The organism is Erwinia sp. QL-Z3 (genome assembly GCF_004551645.1).
Taxonomy (GTDB): Bacteria; Pseudomonadota; Gammaproteobacteria; order Enterobacterales; family Enterobacteriaceae; genus Erwinia; species Erwinia billingiae.
In genome coordinates this window covers 4,664,020-4,684,642 of the sequence record NZ_CP037950.1, presented here as the reverse complement: position 1 = coordinate 4,684,642, position 20,623 = coordinate 4,664,020, and the positions used below count along the sequence as shown (strand labels likewise).

Sequence of the window (20,623 nt, the reverse complement as noted above, 5' to 3'; positions counted from 1 at the left end):
TTACAGATAACTCCTGGCGAAACGGAGCGAAATCTGGATTTAACTCAAATCATTGGTGTTACATGAAAAAACCGCGATTTCGCGCTGCAACCTCAACCGGCGGTGATGAAATTTCATCCGGTTCAGGGTAGGTCAGGTTGTGCTGATTATCACGAATCTAATGGAAATTTTCGCATAGTAACGCCGCTGAATTATCCGGGAATAAACCGGTTTGGGTTAGGTTTCTCCTCAAATCCGCTAAATCGATAAGAATTTTCCTTGCGTTAAATCAAATCTTTACCTGCGATACTCAACAGTTATTTAGCAATTTTTGGCACCTTCCCTTGTTAAGAAGTTGTGTATTTGATTAAATATTTTTATCTTTCTGATAAATATTCATCACGCAAAGGTGACAGATTTTTCTTAGTATGTGTAAGGAAAAGCTAGAAAAAATAGTCGCTCAGCCAGACTGGGCGCCACAGGTAATTCTTTTCGCTTCCAGTTGGAGCGGTTATGCACCAGGTAAAAACCAAACCACTTTCGAGTGTTGGTTATCCCTTGCTTTGCGTCTGATAGTGAAGGTTTTCTTCATTTTCTCGCGCGAAACACATAATGAAAATTTCTGGTGCATATAGAGGTTACCCATGGCAGAGCTCAATGATGGCCGCGTAGATATCGTTTCACGCGATGATGGAAAAATCCTGTCACAGGCCAATGCGGGCTTGTCCCATAACGTCCTTCTGAATCAACCCAGCGTAGTGAGAATTCACGGTACCCGAGACATGGTGACCGGGTTTGAGCGCCAGGGTAACGACCTGATTTTGCACATGCGCGACGGTAGCGTGGTTCGCTATCAACAATTCTTCTTCGACGACGTCGACGGTGACCACAGCGAGCTGGTCTTCGACGATGGCGTTAATCCTCCTGAGCACGCGCTGTTCCCGATCACCAATGAGTTCGCCGATGCCCAGACCGCCATGGCGGTCACCCCGGAATATGAATCTCTGGGATCGATCGAACCGCTTCTGCTGGCGGATACCGGCGCGTCTAACGGCGTGATCACCGCTGCAGGTATTGGTGCGCTGGGTCTGGCTGGACTGGCTGTTGGCGCGATTGCCGGCGGTGGCGGCGGTGGTGGTGGCGGCGACGATAATAACAACGGCGGGACCGACGGCGGAAACAATGGCGGGACCGACGGCGGAAACAACGGTGGTAACAACGGCGGCGGAACGACTCCCCTAACGCCAACTGTCAGTGTTAATGCGTTTACCGGCGACGATGTGTTGACTCAGGCCGAGAAGGGCAGTAACCAGACGCTGAGCGGCACCACCACCAACGCCGAAGCGGGCAGCACGGTGACCATCGTGCTGAACGGCAAAACCTACACCACCACCGTGGGCGCCGATGGCAGCTGGAGTATTTCTCTGCCTGCGGCAGATTTGGCGGCGCTGCCAAACGGCAGCAACACCATCAACGTCAGCGTCACCAATGCCGAAGGCAACACCGCCACCGGCACCGATGTGTTCACCGTCCAGCCTGAAATCACCCAGCCTAACGCGCCAACCATTGGGATTAATACCTTTGCCGGAAACGACGTGCTGGATGGGGCAGAAAGATCGACGCCGCAAACCCTGAGCGGTACCACCACCAACGTTCAGCAAGGGCAGACCGTTACCATTTCACTGGGCGGACAAACCTACACCGCAACGGTTGGGGCTAACGGCAGCTGGAGTATTTCGGTGCCCGCCTCGGCTTTGCAGGCCCTGGCCAATGGCGAGAGCACCATCACCGCGACGGTGTCTAATGCCGCCGGTGCTTCGGTCTCTGCCTCGCATAATTTCGATGTGCGGGTGGGCAGTATCAGCATCAGTGAACTCAGCGGCGACGGCCAGCTGAACGCCACAGAATCCCAGTCTTCGCTGGTGATTTCTGGTTTTGCCACCGGCATTCCTGCCGGCACCGTGTTGAGCGTCACGCTCGGCGGTAAGTCTTATTCCGCCACCGTTGGCGCAGATGGCAGCTGGAGCACCTCCGTGCCTGCCGCCGATCTGCAACAGTTGCCACAAGGCTCGAATCTGGTCACCGCGACCGCCACGCTGGCGGATGGATCGGTGGTGCAAAACAGCTCTGCCGTTTCGCTTGAGGTGCATACCACGCCACCGAATGCCACGATTGATGTGCCGTTCGGTGACGGCGTGCTGAGTGGCGGTGAAGCGTCGACGCCACAGACGCTGACGGGTAATACCGGATCAACCGGCAGCGGGCAGACGGTTACCGTCACCGTTGGCGGCACGGAATACACCGGCACGGTCAACAATGACGGCAGCTGGACGGTCACCGTGCCGCCAGCCACCTTGCAGAATCTGCCGCAGGGCAGCAACGATATCACCGTGGTGGTCACCGATCCGGCGGGCAATACCTCCACCTCGACCACGCCGGTCAATGTGGTCACCGCGCCACCCACCGTCAGCGTTGAGCTTTCGGATGCGTTGCTGAATCAGACTGAAGTGAATCAGCCACTGACCATCAGCGGCCTAAGCAACGGCAGCGAAACCGTCACCGTGACCCTGAATGGCGTCACCTACACCACCGCGGTCAATGCAAACGGCACCTGGAGCGTTAACGTTCCGGCCTCGGATTTGCAGGCGATCCCGCAGGGTGGTACCACCGTTTCTGTCACCGCGACCGATGCCTATGGCAATACCAGCGCGCCAACCACCACCACCCTGGACGCGGATACCCTTGCGCCTACCGTCAGCGTTGAAACCATTTCCACCGACGGCTATGTCAACGCGGGCGAACTGGCGCTGCCGCTGTCAGTCAACGGCCAGACGGAAGTCGGCAATACCGTGCTGGTGCAAATTAACGGTGTGGATCTGACCGCGACCGTCAATCCAACCACCGGCGCCTGGACAGTCTCGCTGGACGATATCAAAGGCGGCATTGCCGATGGCACCTATCAGGTGACGGTGATCGCCACTGATGCCGCCGGCAACCGCACCGAAACCTATACCGACGTGACCTTCGCTGCCGATCCGGCCAATCGCCCAACGGTGACCGTGGATCCGTTAACCGGCGACGGCGTGCTGAACGCCGCTGAAGTTACTCAGGATCAAATCCTGACCGGGCAGACCACCAATGCGCCGGCCGGTAGCCAGGTGCAGGTCACGCTGGCCGATGGCAACGTCTATCAGGGCGTGGTGGCAGCAGGTGGCGGCTGGAGTATTACGCTGCCAGCCAGCGAGCTGCAGACCCTCACCAACGGCACCCAGTCCTTTACCGTCCAGGTCACCGATCTGGCCGGTAACGCCAATACCGCCACGGGCTCCGTGGATGTGAACGTTGATAACAGCGTGGCATCGCTGAGCATTGGGGCAATCAGCATCGATAACGCGCTGAATGCGAATGAGGCCAACAGCGATCTGCTGATTGGCGGTGTCAGCGTGGGCCTGCCGGAGAACACCGCGCTGACCGTCACCTTCAATGGCATCGGCTATCCGGCCACCGTCGGCGCAGATGGCAGCTGGACGGCGACGGTTCCCGCTGCGGCACTGTCTGGCCTCGCCAACAATACCTATACCGTGAGCGTCACCGGGGTGGATGCGGGTGGCACCGCGGTCAGCAACGAAGCCAGCCTCGATGTGCGCACCACGTTCCCGAACAATATCGAAGTGAATGCGCCGTTTGGCGACAATATTCTCAGCAGCACCGAAACGGATTCGCCACAAACGCTGACCGGTAATACCGGCGTAACCTTCCCCGATCAGTCGGTCACCGTGACCATTGGCGGCGTCGATTATCCGGCCACCGTTAATCCTGACACCGGCGTGTGGACCTTGACGCTGCAACCGGGCGTGCTTCAGGCACTGCCAGACGGCAGCACCGACGTGATAGTGACGGTGAAAGATTCACTGGGCAACAGCATCTCGTCTACGGTTCCGGTGACGGTGGATACCACGCCGCCAGCGCTGACAATCGCCCCGTACGGCAATGATGGCGCCATTAATGGCCAGAGCCAGAATCAGCCGCTGGTCGTCAGCGGTACCGCCGAAGCCGGCAGCACCATCAGCGTGGTGGTCGGCGGTGTCACCTATAATACCGGCACCGATGCGGCAGGGAACTGGAGCGTCAGCGTGTCGCCTTCAACTCTGCAAACGCTGCCAGACGGTAAATATGACCTTAGCGTCACCGCCACCGATGCGGGCGGCAATAAAACCACCGAACTGACGCCAATCCTCAAAGACACCGCTGCGCCTGACGTGAGCCTGGCGCCGGTTTCGGGTGACGGCTATCTCAACGCGGTCGAGCACGGCGCAGCCTTGACCCTTACCGGCACTGCGGAACTGGGTTCAACGGTGCAGGTAACGCTGAACGGCGGCATTTACCCCGCTACCGTCGATGCTGACGGCAACTGGACTGTCACCGTTCCTGCGGCCACGGTCACCCAGCTGGTTGACGGCAGCTACAACGTCAGCGTGCAGGCTACCGATGCGGCGGGTAACGTCGGCACCACCACCCAGACACTGCAGGTCATCGCCAACGCGGCGGATCTGCCAACCATCAGCGTGGCACCGTTTACCGGCGACGGCATTTTGGAGGGGGCTGAAAAAGGCCTGTCTCAGTTTGTCACCGGTAGCACCACCAATGTTCAGGCGGGTCAGGTTGTGACCGTCACCATGAACGGCGAAACCTACAACGGGACCGTGCAGTCAGACGGCAGCTGGAGCGTCCTGGTCCCTGCCAGCGCCTTCTACCAGCTGGCGAACGGCACGCAAAACTATACCGTCGACGTCAGTGATGTTGCCGGCAACCCGGCGGCCACCATCGGCAACTACACCGTGGATAACACCTTCAGCGCCATCGCCATCGGCGCGATCAGCGATGACAACATGCTGAATAATGTTGAAGCGCAAAACGATCTGGTGATCCACGGCAGCAGCCGTTTTGTGGCCTTTGGCGCGCGGATCCTGGTGCGTTTTAACAACGTCGATTACGAAACCACCACTAACTCTGACGGTAGCTGGAACGTCACCGTGCCGGCTGCGGCATTGGGCACCTTGCCGAATGGCGATCTGACCGTAACGGCAACCGCCACCGACGTGAACGGCAACGTTATTACTACCACCCACAGCCTGACTTCCGATGTGAATCCGGACTTCGCGCTGGTGGTGGATACGCCGTTTGTGGATGGCACCTTAAATGGTGCAGAGTCGATCGCCGATCAGACCCTCACCGGATCGACCGGCGTGACTGGCGCAGGTCAGGGCGTGTCGATTGTGTTGGGTGGCATCACCTACACCGGCACCGTTGATGCCAACGGCAACTGGTCGGTCTCGCTGCCGAATGCCGTGCTGCAGGCGCTGCCACAGGGGAACAATCCGCTGGTGGTGACCGCGACCGATTCGGCAGGCAACAGCACCACGCTGAACGACAGCTTCCAGGTTGATACGCTGGCACCGGCCTTAACGGTTGATGCCATCGCCGAAGACAATCGCCTGAATCTGGCAGAGCAGGGCCAGCCACTGACCTTAAGCGGCAGCGGTGAATTTGGCGATACCGTCACAATTTCGCTGAATGGGCAGTTCTATACCGCCACGGTGACCGGCACCGGTAACTGGAGTGTGGATGTCCCGGCAGCGGCGCTGGTTGCGCTGACCGATGGCAGCTATGAAGTCCAGGTCACCACCACCGATGCTGCCGGTAACTCGACGTCTGTCCTGCGCACGCTGGACGTCGATTTAACGCCGCCAACGGTTACGGTGAATCCGGCCTCTGACGGCTACCTCAATGCGGCCGAGAGTAATCAACCGCTGGTGGTTAACGGCACCGGCGAAGTCGGCAACACGGTCAGCGTTGAGCTGAACAATGTTAACTACACCGCGGTGGTCAATGCGGATGGCGTGTGGTCGCTGACTATTCCGGGCAACGTGGTGGCCGGTCTGGCGAACGGCAGCTACACCCTCAACGTTACCGCCAGCGATCAGGCGGGTAACGCCACCGACACCAGCACCACGCTGGTGGTGGATAAAAATATTCCGTCCATCTTTGTCTCGGATATCACCGCCAATAACGTCATCGATGGTGCCGAACAGCAGGTGAACCAGCTGATCACCGGTACCGCCACCAACGTCGAGGCGGGGCAAACGCTGACCGTGTCACTGAACGGCGTCAGCTATGTCACTACCGTTGAAACCGGCGGCGGCTGGCAGGTGAGCGTGCCCGCCAGCGATCTGGCCGCCCTGGCCAATGGCTCGCAAACCCTTAGCGTCAGCGTGACCGATCTGGCCGGCAATACCGGCACCACCGACAAAACCTTCAGCGTGGATAACACCCTCAGCAGCATCGCCTTCAATCCGCTCAGCGACGATGGCTACCTGAATGCGGTTGAGACCGAATCCGCGTTGAACGTCACCGGTAATACCACTAACGTCCCGGTCGACAGCCTGGTCACCTTTACCCTTAACGGTGTCGCCTACACCACCACCGTCAATGCCGACGGCAGCTGGAGCGTATCGGTTCCGGCCACCGCGCTGGCGGCGTTACCGCAAGGCCCGGTAGATGCATCCGTTAGCGTGGTGGCAGGCAATGGCACCACTGTGACCAGCGATGGCTCGCTGACGGTTCTGAACGAACCCACGCTGGCACCGACGCTGGCGCCGCCGTTTACCGACGGCGTGCTGAACAATGCCGAAGCGGGCGTGGCGCAGACGCTGACCGGGGTCACCGGCCAAACCGGCGACGGTCAGACCGTTGTCGTCAATATTAATGGCCAGGATTACAACGCCACGGTCAACAGCTCTGGCGTCTGGTCACTGGATCTGCCGAGCACCGTATTGCAGGCGCTGCCGCAGGGCACCACGCCGGTCACCGTGACCGTCACCGATATCGCGGGCAACACCGCCACCATTACGCCGGTCCCGGACATTACCGTGGCAACCACCCTGCCAACGCTGACTACCGGTGACGTGGCCGGCGGCGACAATATTATTAATCAGGAAGAACAGGCCAGCGCGCTGGTGCTGAGCGGCACGGTCTCTCCGGGGGATACCGTTAATGTGCTGCTGAATGGCACAACGTACGCGGCAACGGTGGATGATGCGGGCAACTGGAGCGTGACGGTGCCGCAAACCGTGGTGGCCGGTCTTGCCGACGGTCCTTATGCATTGCAGATCGTGGCGTCCGATGTCTATGGCAATACCACCACGCAAAACCTGCCGTTGAGCGTGGATACCTCAGCGCCAACCTTTACCGTCAATGCAATCGCCGGTGACAACATTATCGACCTGGCTGAACAGAGCCAGCCGCTGGCCATTACCGGTACCGGTACGCAGGGCGATACGGTGACGGTGACGCTGGGCGGACAGACCTACAACACCACCGTGGGTACGGACGGGCAGTGGAGCGTTACCGTGCCTGCCAGCACACTGGGCAACCTGACCGAAGGGAACAATACCGTCACGGTGACGGTTATCGATGCCGCGGGTAACAGCGCGGTGCAGACCCCTGCGGTCAGCGTCGAAACCGCTATCGATACCACGGTGATCGTCAATACCGTGGCGGGCGACGATATCGTCAACGCCGCCGAAGCGCAGCTGGGCGTTAACGTCACCGGTAGCGTGGCGGATGGCAGCACCACCGTGGTGGTCAACTTTAACGGCACGAATTACACCGCCACGGTCGGTGCTGACGGGCTGTGGACCGCAGCGATCCCTGCCAGTGCCTTAGCGGGCGTGACGGATGGCCCATACACCCTGACTGTCACCGCGACGCCGACCACCGGCCAGCCGGTGACGGTCGATCGAACTGTCACCGTGGATCTCACCCCACCGGCGCTGATTGTGGCAACGATTTCTGGCGACGGTTCGCTGAATGCCAGTGAGCAGGGCCAGCCGCTGGCGATTAGCGGTACGGGCGAGGTCGGTGACAGCATTCGCGTCACCCTGAATGGCGTGACCTATCAGGGCACGGTCGATGGCGATGGCAACTGGACCGTTGCGGTACCGGCTGCCGATGCCACGGCGCTGACCAACGGCACCTATCCGGTGACCGTGACGGCAACGGATGTTGCGGGCAACAGCACTTCAGCCAATTCCTCGCTGGCGGTGGATTTGACCGCACCGGCGCTGAGCGTGGCCCCCATCGCTGGCGACGGCGTACTGAATGTGGCTGAACAGGCGCAACCCCTGACCGTTAGCGGGACCGGGGAAAACGGCGCGGCCATTTCCGTGACCTTCCAGGGAGCCGAATACCTCACCACCGTTGGCAGCAATGGCCAGTGGAGCCTGGACATTCCGGCCGATGCACTGGCCGGACTGACCAACGGCAATTACACCGTGACCGTGGTCTCTACCGATCTGGCCGGTAATACCACCACGCAGGATGCACCACTGAACGTCGTCGTTGATGCAGATTCGCTGCCAACGCTGACGCTGAATGCGTTCGCCGGAAACGACGTGGTTGATGGCGCTGAACAGCAGGTCGATCAGCTGCTGAGCGGCACCACCACCAATGTGCAGGAAGGCCAACTGGTCACCGTGACCCTGAATGGCGTCAGCTACACCGGCGTGGTGCAGGCGAGTGGTGACTGGAGCGTCACCATTCCAGCGGCTGCGCTGGGTGGACTGGCTGAGGGTAGCCAGACCTACAGCGTCACCGTCAGCGATGCGGCCGGCAACATCAGCACCGTGCCGGGCAACTTTGACATTAACAGCAGCCTGAGCGGCGTGGCGATTAACCCGGTTAGCGGCGACGGCTACCTGAGCTTCGCCGAAGCCCAGGATCCGCTGATCATCAGCGGAACAACGCTTAACGTAGCGGAAGGTGCCGCGTTAACCGTGGTGCTGAATGGCGTAACCTATCCAACCACCGTAGCGGCGGATGGCAGCTGGAGCATCTCGGTTCCGGCGGCAACCCTGCAGGGCCTGCCTGACGGCGCGCTGCAGCTCACCGTGACCAGTACCGATGCGGCTGGCAACCCGGTGACCAGTACTGCCGGGCTGACCGTGGCAATTACCGATCTGCCGGTGGTCACCACCGATGTGCCGTTTGTTGATGGCACCCTTAACGGACAGGAAGCGGGCAGTCCGCAGACCCTGACCGGCACCACCGGCGTGACCGGCGATGGTCAGACGGTCAACGTCGTCATTAATGGCGTCACCTACAACGGTACGGTCGATGGCAACGGCAACTGGAGCGTCAGCGTTCCGGCTGATGCCTTGCAGGCGCTGCCTCAGGGCGATACCACTGCGGTGGTTAACGTCAGCGATGCGGCCGGAAATCCGGCGACCGCCAATCTCACCCTGGCGGTTGATAGTCTGCCACCTGCGGTTGCAGTGGGGCCGGTTGCCGGCGACAACATTTTGAATGCGGCTGAGCAGGGCGCTCCACTGGTGGTCAATGGCAGCAGCGAAGCGAATGCAACGGTTCAGATCACCCTGAACGGCATGCAATACACCGCTGAGGTTAACGATACCGGCGAATGGACGGTGACCGTTCCTGCAGGCGACCTGGCTGCGCTGACCAACGGCAACTATACCCTGAGCGTGACCGCCACCGATCCGGCAGGCAACAGCAGCACGGTCGACAGCACGCTGGCGGTGAAAGCCGATGCCGCTTCGCTGCCAACGCTTACCGTCAACACCTTTGCCGGCAATGACATTCTGGACGGTGCTGAACAGCAGACCGCGCAGCTGCTGAGCGGCTCGACAACTAACGTCGAAGCCGGTCAGATTGTCACCGTCACCCTTAACGGTCAGGTTTATGAAGCGACCGTACAGGCCAGCGGCGGCTGGAGCGTCAGCATTCCATCCGCCGCGCTGGCAGCACTGATTGACGGCACCGCCACCTTCAACGTGGCCGTCAGCGATGCAGCAGGCAACCCGGTCACTGCCACCCACAGCCTGACGGTTAACAGTGAGGCTGCAGGCATCAGCCTGGATCCGCTGAGCACCGATGGCTACCTGAATGCCGAAGAAGCGCAGGATGCGCTGATTGTTTCAGGTACCACGGCGAACGTCGCCGAAGGCAGCACGGTGACCGTGGCCTTTAATGGCCAGACCTTTACGGCCGTGGTGGGCGCCAATGGCGTGTGGAATGCCATTATTCCGGCTTCTTCACTGGCCGGTCTGCCGGACGGGTCGGTAACGCTGACCGCCAGCGTCACCGACAATACCGGCGCAACCGTCACCGGAAGCAGCATCCTGAATGTTCACGTCAACGATCTGCCATTGGCCACTGCCGATACGCCGTTTTCCGATGGCGTGCTGAACGGTAATGAAGCCGCGCTGACGCAGACCCTGAGCGGCACCACCGGCGTCACCGGCGACGGTCAGACCGTCTCGGTAGTGATTGGCACCACGACCTATACCGGTGTGGTGGATGCGGATGGTAACTGGACGGTGTCCGTGCCGTCTGTGGCCCTGCAAACCCTGGCGCAGGGTGATACCAGTATTCCGGTGACCGTCACCGACGTCGCCGGCAACAGCAATATACTGGCGATCCCGTTCAGCGTGGATACGGTTGCACCAACACTGTCTCTGAATCCTGTCGCGGGTGACGGCGTGGTGAACAACGGTGAAGCCGCCGCGGAAATCACCGTGAGCGGTGGCAGCGTGGGCGCAGAGGAAGGCCAGACGGTCACGGTCACCCTCAATGGACAAAACTACAGCACCACCGTTAATGCCCAGGGTGACTGGAGTCTGCAACTGCCAGCCGGTTTACTGCAGGCTGCGGCAGACGGTAGCTATCCGCTGAATGTCAGCCTCAGTGATGCGGCAGGTAACACCGGCACCATCACCACCACGGTGGTTGTGGCGACGGAAGCGCTGCAGCCGACCATCAATACGCCGTTTGTCGATGGCTATCTGAGTATCAGCGAAGCCGGGGCCGATCAGACGCTGACCGGCACCACCGGCGTCAGCGGGGCCGGTCAAACCGTCACCGTAAACATCAATGGCGCTGATTTCACCGCCACGGTGGATGCCAACGGTAACTGGACCCTGCCACTCAGCACGGCGACCTTGCAGGGCCTGGGCGACGGGATCCAGACCATCACCGTGACTGCCGCCGATGCGCAGGGCAATACCGGTGCGATCGACACCACCATTACCGTCGATCTGGTTGCGCCAACGCTGGCACTGACGCCAGTTGCCGGCGACAACATCATCAATGCGGCTGAGATCCTGCAGCCGGTCTCCATCAGCGGTACCGCGTCCGTGAGCGAAGCGGGTCAGCAGGTGACCATTACCTTTAATGGCCAGAGCTATCAGCAAACGGTGCAAAGTGATGGCACCTGGAAGCTGGATCTGCCTTCCAGCGTGACGCAAACCCTGGCCGATGGCACCTATCCGGTCACCGCCACGCTGACCGACAGCGCCGGGAACAGCACCGTGCAGAATCTGACGGTGACGGTGGATGCGTCTCCGGCTAACCAGCCAACCATTACCGTGGGCATCGTCTCCGGTGATGACTACATTAATCAGGCCGAAGCCGGACAGCCGCTGACCATTGCGGGAACCACCACTAACGTGGTGGAAGGACAGACGGTCACCATTACCCTGAACAACGTCACCTATACCGCCACGGTGCTGGCAGACGGCACATGGACCACCAGTGTGCCGGCCGCCAACGTTGGCGCGCTGACGGACGGTGCGCAGACCATCAGCGTGTCGGTAACGGATACCTCCGGCAATCCGGCCAGCTCAACGCATCAGGTAACGGTGATTGCTCAGGCAGCCGAACTGCCGGTGATCGCCATTAACCCGGTGACCAGCGATGATGTGATCAACTTCAATGAATCCCGAAGTGATGTGCAGATCACCGGCACCAGCCAGCATATTGCGGCCGGGGATAACATCACCGTTACCCTCAACAGCAAAACCTACACCGCCACGGTGGATGCGGACGGCAACTGGACGGCAACCGTTCCGGCAGCGGATGTTCAGGCGCTGAATCAGGGCACCAACAGCGTGACGGCCAGCGGCAATGACGTGGCGGGCAACCCTGCCACCAGCAGCGAAAACTTCAGCGTCGATACCAATCCACCGATCCTCGACGTCACCTTAGGTGCCGGAACGGATCAGATCCTGAATCTGGCTGAAGCGGTCGCCGGATTGCTGGTGGGCGGTACGTCTGAAGCGGGACTGACCATTGACGTGACGCTGAACAATAAAACCTACACCACCACGGTGGCGGATAACGGCACCTGGAGCCTGACTATCCCGGCCGGTGATTTGCTGCTGCTGCCGGATGGCACCGCGCAGGTCGGCGTTTCGGTCACCGATACCGCCGGCAATACCACCACGGATCTGCTGGATCTGGGCGTGGCGATCAATACGCTGCCGGTGCTGACGCTGGCGACGCCGTTTGTGGACGGACTGCTCAATGCAGCCGAAGTCACGGCGGCACAGATCCTGACCGGTACCGCCACTAACCTGGATGTTGGCACGGCGGTTCAGGTGACCATTGGTAACCTGACCTTCGCGGGCACCGTTCAGGCTGACGGCCTCTGGTCGGCGAACATCCCGGCCGGGGCGCTCAGCGGCCTTGCGGATGGAACGCTGCAGGTTTCCGTCACCGCTACGGATGCGGCGGGCAACCCGGCCAGCGTCAACGGCAGTGTTGAAGTGTTGGCCAATACGCTGCCGGTCGCCGATATTGCGGTTCCGTTTGTCGATGGCGCCCTGAATGCGGTTGAAGCCGGTGTCGATCAAATCATCAGTGGCACCACCGGCATTGTTGGTGCGGGCCAGACGGTCGAGCTGCAGATTGATAATAATGTCGTCACCGCAACCGTCGATGCTAACGGCAACTGGAGCGCCACGCTGACGCCATCAATGGCGGCGGATTTGGGCAACGGCACGCATACCATTGACGTGGTGGTCACCGATCGCGCGGGTAACAGTAGCAGCGACTCGCTGGACTTCACCGCAATTATCACCGGACTGCCGGCACCAACGCTGGTGCAGCCGTTTGTCGATGGCGTGCTGAATGCCGCGGAAGCGGCGGCAGGCGGTGCGCTGACGGGCGTCACCGGCATCACCGGTGCGCAGACGGTGAGCGTCAATATTAATGGCGCGGCCTATACCGCCACGGTGGATACGGCGACCGGGCAATGGAGTCTGGCACTACCGGCCAACGTATTGACCACGCTGCCGGATGGCAACTGGCCAATTGCGGTTACCGTCACCGACAGCGTAGGCAACGTTGGAACGACCAGCGGTGCCTTGCTGGTGGCGATTAACGATCTGCCTGACGTGTCGATTAATCTGCCGTTTGGCGATGGCCAGCTGAATATCAGCGAAGCCGCCCTGGCGCAGGCAATCAGTGGTTCTACCGGTAAACTCGGTGCGGGCCAGACGGTGAATGTCACCATCAGCGACTTCAACGACGGTAACCCAGTCGCGGCGACCGTCGATGCGAGCGGCAACTGGTCGCTGAGCCTGACGCCAGCGCAGCTGGGCGAGTTGGCCAACGGCACCCATACCGTCAGCGTCACCGCCACCGACAGCGCGGGTAACACTGATACCGCATCGCTCGACTTTACCGCCGTACTGACCGCACCGGATCCGACCATCAATACCCTGTTTGGCGATGGTGTACTGAACATCGCGGAAGCGGCCGGCGCGTTAACGCTGACCGGCACCACCGGTGCCACCGGCGCTAATCAGGGCGTGCAGCTGAGGATCGACGTGGCGGGCGTCACCTATACCGGCACCGTCGATGCTGACGGTAACTGGTCGGTGGCGTTGCCAGCAGGCACATTGAGTGGCCTGACCGCAGGGACGCACAGCGTCAACGTGACGGTCACCGATCCGGCGGGCAACAGCACCACGGAAACCCTCGACTTTACCGCAGCACTGACGGCTCCTGTGGCCACGCTGGCGACGCCGTTTGTCGACAGCTTCCTGAACTTTGCGGAAGCCACAGCCGGTGCATCACTGACGGGCACGGCGGGCGCTAACCAGGCGGTGAGGGTCACCGTTGGTGGCAATAACTATGACGTTACCGCCGGCACCAACGGTGTCTGGACGCTGGATCTCGGCGCGGCCGCGTTGGGCGCGCTGGCACAGGGTACGCAGGCGGTCACGGTTGTGGCCACCGACAGTGCTGGCAATGCCACCACCGTGGCGGGCAGCTTCACGGTGGATACCCAGGCACCGACCGTCACCATTACGCCGTTTACCGGCGACAATGCGCTGAGCTATGTCGAAAGCCTGTCTGCGCAGACGCTGAGCGGAACCACCGTCGGTGCCAGCGCGGGACAGCTGGTGACGGTCACCATCGGTACCTCCACGCTGACCGGCGTGGTGCAGGCTGATGGAAGCTGGTCAGTCAACGTTACGCCAGCGGCAATTGCGCAGCTTGGCACCAGCGGCACTGGCACCATCGGGGTGTCGGTGGCCGATGCGGCTGGCAATATCGGCACCGCCAGTGCAGACGTCACTGTAGACCTGACGCTGCCGGAAACGCCGCTGTTAACGCTGGCACCGGTGTCGACTGACAATATCGTGAACCTCACCGATGGTGACACGCTGACGATTGGCGGCACCTTTGCCAATCTGCCAGCCTTAACGGGTGCGGGAACCATTACCGTCACGGTAGATGGTGTGCCGGTCGGCACCTATCCGGTAGCGACCGCCGCAGGCACCTGGTCGGTGACTATCCCGAATCTGCCAGCGAACCTGGCCGACGGGACCCACACTGTTCAGGCGCAACTGATCACGGTGGGCGACGGCACGTTCACGGCCAGCGAGCAGATCCTCGTCGACCGCGTAGCGCCAACGCTGACCATCGCGGCATTTGCTGGCGATAACGTGCTGAATGGCAGTGAAGCTGCGGTTTCGCAGACCATCAGCGGCACCGCATCCACTTCCGAGGCGGGCAGAGCGGTCACCGTGACGCTGGAAGGCAAAACCTATACCGCGATTGTGCAGGCAAACGGCAGCTGGAGCACCAGCGTGCCTTCCGGTGACCTGCAGGCGCTCACCCAGACCGGTCATACCATTACCGCCACCCTGAGCGATGCGGCGGGTAACCTCACGACCGCTACGGATACCTTCACCGTGGATACCGGCGCACCGCTGATTCAGGTGGAGGCGCTGCTGGGCGATAACCTGCTGAACGCCACCGATATCCTCACCACGCAGTTGTTGACCGGTACCGCCTCCGGGGCCGAAGGCCAGACCATTGGTCTGTATCTCGGCGACGGTGCACCGATTGCAACCGCAATCGTGCAGCCAAACGGAACCTTCAGCATTCAACTGACGCCGGAAGTGCTGGGTAGCCTGACCGACGGCACGCTGGTGTTTGGCCTGCGTGTCGACGATGCCGCCGGTAACCAGACCGATGCCACGGTCACCATTAATAAAGTGGTGAACAGCGCGCTGAATCTGGTGGTCGACTCACTGTTTGGTGACGGCTTCCTCAATGCTGCCGACACGGCTGTTGCCCAGACCATTACCGGTGTGGCAACCTCCGCTGGCGTTGGCGCGACGGTATCCTTAACGCTGGGTGGCACCACGCTGACCGCTAACGTTGGCCAGGACGGCAACTTTGCGCTGGTGGTGCCACCGAGCCTGTTGGGGGCGCTGCAGCCAGGCAGTACGGAACTGCAACTGGTGCTGACCGATGCGGCGGGTAACAGCAGAACCATCGGTGAAACCGTCACCACAATCCTTACCGCACCGGTTATCGGCGCGCTGGATACGCTGTTTGGCGGCGATGGCCTGCTGAATATCGCCGAGGCTGCCTTAACCCAAACGGTGGGCGGCACCGTCACGGCGGCAACCGGTTCAACGGTTACCGTCACGTTGGGCACCAAGTCTTACCAGTCAACGGTAAATGCGTTGGGTCGCTGGAGCGTCAACATCCCACCACTGGATCTGGCTGCGCTGACCGATGGCACGCTGGCGCTGGGGGTTAAGGTTGTCGACCCGGCGGGGAACACCAGCTCAACGGCGGTGAACGTCGGCATCTTTACCGCCACGCCAACCGTGTCGATCGGATCGATCTTTGGCGATGGCATCCTGAACATTGCGGATGCGCTGACCAATCAGACCATCAGCGGGACGGTTAACAATGCCGTGGCGGGATCCATCGTCCATGTGACCGTCGGTAATACCACGGTTGATGCCACCGTCGGCAGCAACGGTGCCTTTACCGCCACCATCACGCCGGCCCTGTTGAGCACTTTGACCAGCGGTAATCTGACCGTTACCGCGTCGGTGACCGATCCGGCGGGGAACACCTCGCAAGTCGTTAGCGCCGGTGCGGTGGTCAAACTGACCGCGCCTTCTATCACCATCAATCCATTGTTCGGTGATGGCCTGCTGAACGTGGCGGATGCGGTACTGGGCCAGACCATTGGCGGAACCATTACCGGCGCGGATGCAGGATCCCGCGTGGTGGTTACCATTGGCGGAACGCAGTTTGTCACCACCACCGCAGCCAACGGCACCTTCAGCCTGGCGCTGACACCAACTCTTCTGCAGGGACTCACCGACGGTAATCTGTCCGTTGGGGTTAGCGTGACCGACAGCGCAGGCAACACCACGGCGTCGTCAGCCAGCGCGCTGGTTGGGCTGCAGGTGCCAACCATCACCCTGAATCCGCTGTTTGGTGATGGCGTGCTTAGCCTGCTGGAATCGCTGGTGACGCAAACCATCAGCGGTACGGTCGGTAACGGCGTCGCCGCCGGTTCAATTGTGACCATTAATCTGGGCAGCTCTACCGTGACCGCAACCGTGGGTCAGGGCGGGGTATTCAGCGCGCAGGTTGCACCAAACATCCTCGGCACCTTACTGGACGGCAACCTGACGGTCGGTGTCTCGGTCGCGGATGCGGTGGGGAACGTGGCCAGCACCAGCGCGGGTCTGAAAGTCGGGATCCACAGCACGCCAACCTTGACCCTCAACACGGTGTTTGGTGACGGTGTGCTGAGTGCCAGCGATTTGAACGCGGCGCAAACCATCAGCGGGTCTTCAACTAACCTGACGGCGGGTACCACGGTCAGCGTATCGCTGAGCGGCAAAACCTACACCACCACCGTGGGTAGCGGTGGCAGCTGGAGCCTGAGCGTACCGAAAGCCGACCTGACCGCCCTGGCTAACGGCACGTTGACCGCCTCGGCGACCGCAACCGATGCGTATGGCAACCAGGCAAGCAATACCGGCTCGTTAAGCGTGATTGCGCAGACGCCGCCAACGGTAACCATCTCCAGCGTCTTTGGTGATGGCTTGCTGAATGCGACCGATGCCCTCAGTGCGCAGACCATTTCCGGTACCTCGACCAATGCCGAAGGTTCGGTGATCACGGTGAGAGTCGGCACGGCTACGCTGACCACCACCGTGGGCGCCAGCGGGGCATGGAGCGTGTCGGTTCCGGCCGCAACGCTGGCTGCCCTGCCGGACGGCACGGATTCGGTCACCGCGACCCTGACCAACGCCGCCGGTAATGCCGGTAGCGGAGCCACCACGGTACTGGTGGGCACCCACACGCTGCCAACCGTGGCGATCACCAACAGCAGCGTGTTTGGCGGCGACCACTATCTGAACCTCAGCGAAGCCAATGTCGCCGAGACCATCAGCGGTACCTCGACCAATGCGGTAGGGAGTTTGGTCTCGGTTAACGTGGCGGGGAATGTCTACACCACTACGGTGCTGGCCAACGGCACCTGGAGCGTTACCGTGCCTTCCGCAGCGCTGAAAAACATCGCGGATGGCTCGACCAACGTGACGGTCACGCTGACCGATGCGGTGGGCAATACCTCGACGGCCAGCGATGCCTTTACCGCGGTAACCCATAATCTGCCCGCCATCGGCGTCGACCCAATCCTCAGCCTGGTCAGCGTGTTGCTGACCGGCCTGACCGTATCGGGCGGCACGCTGAACCTGGCGCAGGGCACCCGACTGAACGTCACCCTGAACGGCACCACCTTGCAGGCCACCACCGATGCGCTGGGTCGCTACAGCGTGAAGTTCACTGGCGGCTTGCTGACGGCGCTGAGTTTGAGCAGCATCGTCACCGTGACGGCGGTGGATGCGGCGGGTAACCCGGCATCAACCAGCAACACCTTGCTGTTGGGTTCGCTGTTGCCAGTCAGCACCGCCTCTGTCGCCACCGCCTCGGTGATGATGGCGGTGGTGGCCGACGATACTTCGGCTGCCGCGGCGTCAACGCACTCCACCACCACGGACACCAGCACCACGGCGGTGACCCATGCCGCGACGGTAGATTCCACTCTGGTGACCGGCAGTGATACCAGCAGTACGGATACCAGCACCACCACGCATGATGCAACGGCCGCCGCAGCGACGGCGACCGACACGGCGGCAGTGGCAGACAGCAGTGCTTACACCATTGGCGGCGTGGTGATCACCCTGGCGGATGGTCACACGGTGGAAGGGGCATCCGTTACCGGGAGTGCGGGCAACGACACGGTAACCGTGAACTCGCTGAACTTTACCCATATCGACGGCGGGGCAGGTACCGATACGCTGGTACTGAACGGTGAGCATATGACCCTCGATCTCACCTCACTGGGGCTGAAAGTTGAGCACATTGAGGTGATCGACCTCGGTAAAGCCGGCACCAACAGCGTGAAGTTGGATCTCAACGAAGCGCTGAATATCACCGACAGCCAGACCAACGACCTGGTGATTAAAGGGACCACCGGTGACCAGGTGACGCTGGCCAACGGCGATGGCGGCGTATGGGCAACCTCAGGGCAGCGGACCGTTGATGGACAAACGTTTGACGTTTATCACAACTCGGCGCTCTCTTCGGCCAACACGCTCGGCGACGTGCTGGTACAGCACAATCTGCAGGTTCACGTGGTCTGATAAAGACTTTCCCTGCACGAGAGAGGAAATTCTCGTGCAGGGCGTCTAAGGTTAAGAGGAGGTTAACAGTTACTGGCTTTTGCAAAAGGTTCTTATAAAATAAGACAGTCAACGCAATGTGTTAACGTTGCGTAAAGAAAGACCAATAATACTAATATAAGAAGATCGCCTTGAACGGCGATCTTGCCATTTAGAGGGGATGCCCTCTTTTTTATGCAAGATGTCATGGCTGCTGTTCTAACCATTTCTCTTGTGGCGGGTTGCTCTGTAATCCGTCCGACACCGGGTCAGGCTCAGCTCCCTCTTCGGCGCTGGCTAGCTTATGCTTCTGGAAAATAAAGCGCTGCTTTATCTTTCGACCGCATGCCTTTACCTAATATCCGGTGCACAAGGGAATTTCGATGGTGTATACAGGCAGTAAATTGAAGAAAGTGTGGCTGTCACTCTGTATCGGCGCACTCTGCGCTTCAATGGGACAGGCTGCGCTGGCAGCAAAAGAGCCGAAAGCTCAATTCAACTGGCGTGCAGCACCGACCGAGGAGCAAATCGCCACCTTAACCTTGCGCGATGCCATCCTTCGCGCCTTTGCACGTAATCCCAAAATTTCCGAAGCGGCGGCGCAAATCCCCGTTGGCGAAGCCGATCTCGATGCCGCCGAAAGTGCGTGGTATCCGCAAATTTCCCTTTCAGCCACCGGCGGGCGGTCACAGCAGACCGATTCGGCCGGCAGCCTGAACAATAATGGTTCCGGCGGCATCACGCTGAGCCAGTTGCTGTATGACTTTGGCCGCACCGGCGGCGCCATCGACGAGCAGCATAAACTCTCCGATGCCTACCGCTACGACCTTTATGACACCATGACCACCGTGGCGCAGGACACGCTGCAAGCCTATCTGGAGGTCAAGCGCTACAAGGCGCTGGTGGACGCCTCGCGCAATAACGTCGCCTCGCTTGAACACGTCAAGGACATTGCCAAACTGCGTGCTGACGCCGGGCTGAGTTCGCAATCCGACGTGTTGCAGGCCGAAACCCGCATTGCGGGCATGCACGCCACGCTCGAACAGTACCGCGCGCAGGAACGTTCGGCGCAGGCGCAGCTGACGGTGCTGACCGGCGTGGTCTCCAACGATTTGCCGGAGCTGCCGCAGTCGTTGCTCAATCAGCAAATCACCCTCGACAAAATCGCCTACGAAAAAAGCGCTGCGGTACGCAGTGCGCAGGCGAAACAGGAAGCGGCGATGGAGCGCGTCCGTCAGGCCTCTTCTAACCACTGGCCAACCATCAAAGTGCAGGCCGGCCGTACCCGCTATGAAAACAGCAGCCGATCCTACTGGGACGATGAGTTGCAGCTGCAGGTTGAGGCACCGCTCTATCAGGGCGGACTGGTCAATGCCAAAACCCGCGCCGCAGAAGGCGACCGGGAAGCGGCCGAGGCCGCGATTCAGCAATCGAAACTGGATATCAATCAGCATGCCTCCACGGCCTATGCCGACATGATCGGTGCCCAGCAACGGCAAACCGCCGGCGAGGCCCAGTTGGGCAGCGCCGACCACACCCGCGCGGTTTATGCCGATGAGTACAAGCTGAATAAGCGCAGCCTCAACGACCTGCTGAGCGTGGAGCAGGATGTATTCCAGGCCGACAGCAGTCGCCTGATGGCACTTTATGATGGCTGGGATGCCACGGTTCGTTATGCCGCAGCGGTCGACAATCTGCTGGACATTATGGGGATTGATCGCGAAGCCACCAGTGGGCAAACCTTGCCGTCACTGTGACGCTTGAAGCACACGCAACTTTTAAGGCAG

General features: G+C 60.6%; 2 protein-coding genes. Both read left to right on the top strand.

Annotated elements, in window-relative coordinates; all coding sequences use genetic code 11:
* Positions 1-623 precede the first annotated feature (623 nt).
* Complete coding sequence (locus E2F51_RS22355; protein ID WP_134824605.1) at positions 624-18,818, top strand: Ig-like domain-containing protein; 18,195 nt, start codon at positions 624-626, stop codon at positions 18,816-18,818.
* A gap of 470 nt (positions 18,819-19,288) precedes the next feature.
* Positions 19,289-20,593, top strand: a complete 1,305-nt coding sequence (locus E2F51_RS22350) for a TolC family outer membrane protein (RefSeq protein ID WP_134824948.1) — start codon at positions 19,289-19,291, stop codon at positions 20,591-20,593.
* Positions 20,594-20,623 lie beyond the last annotated feature (30 nt).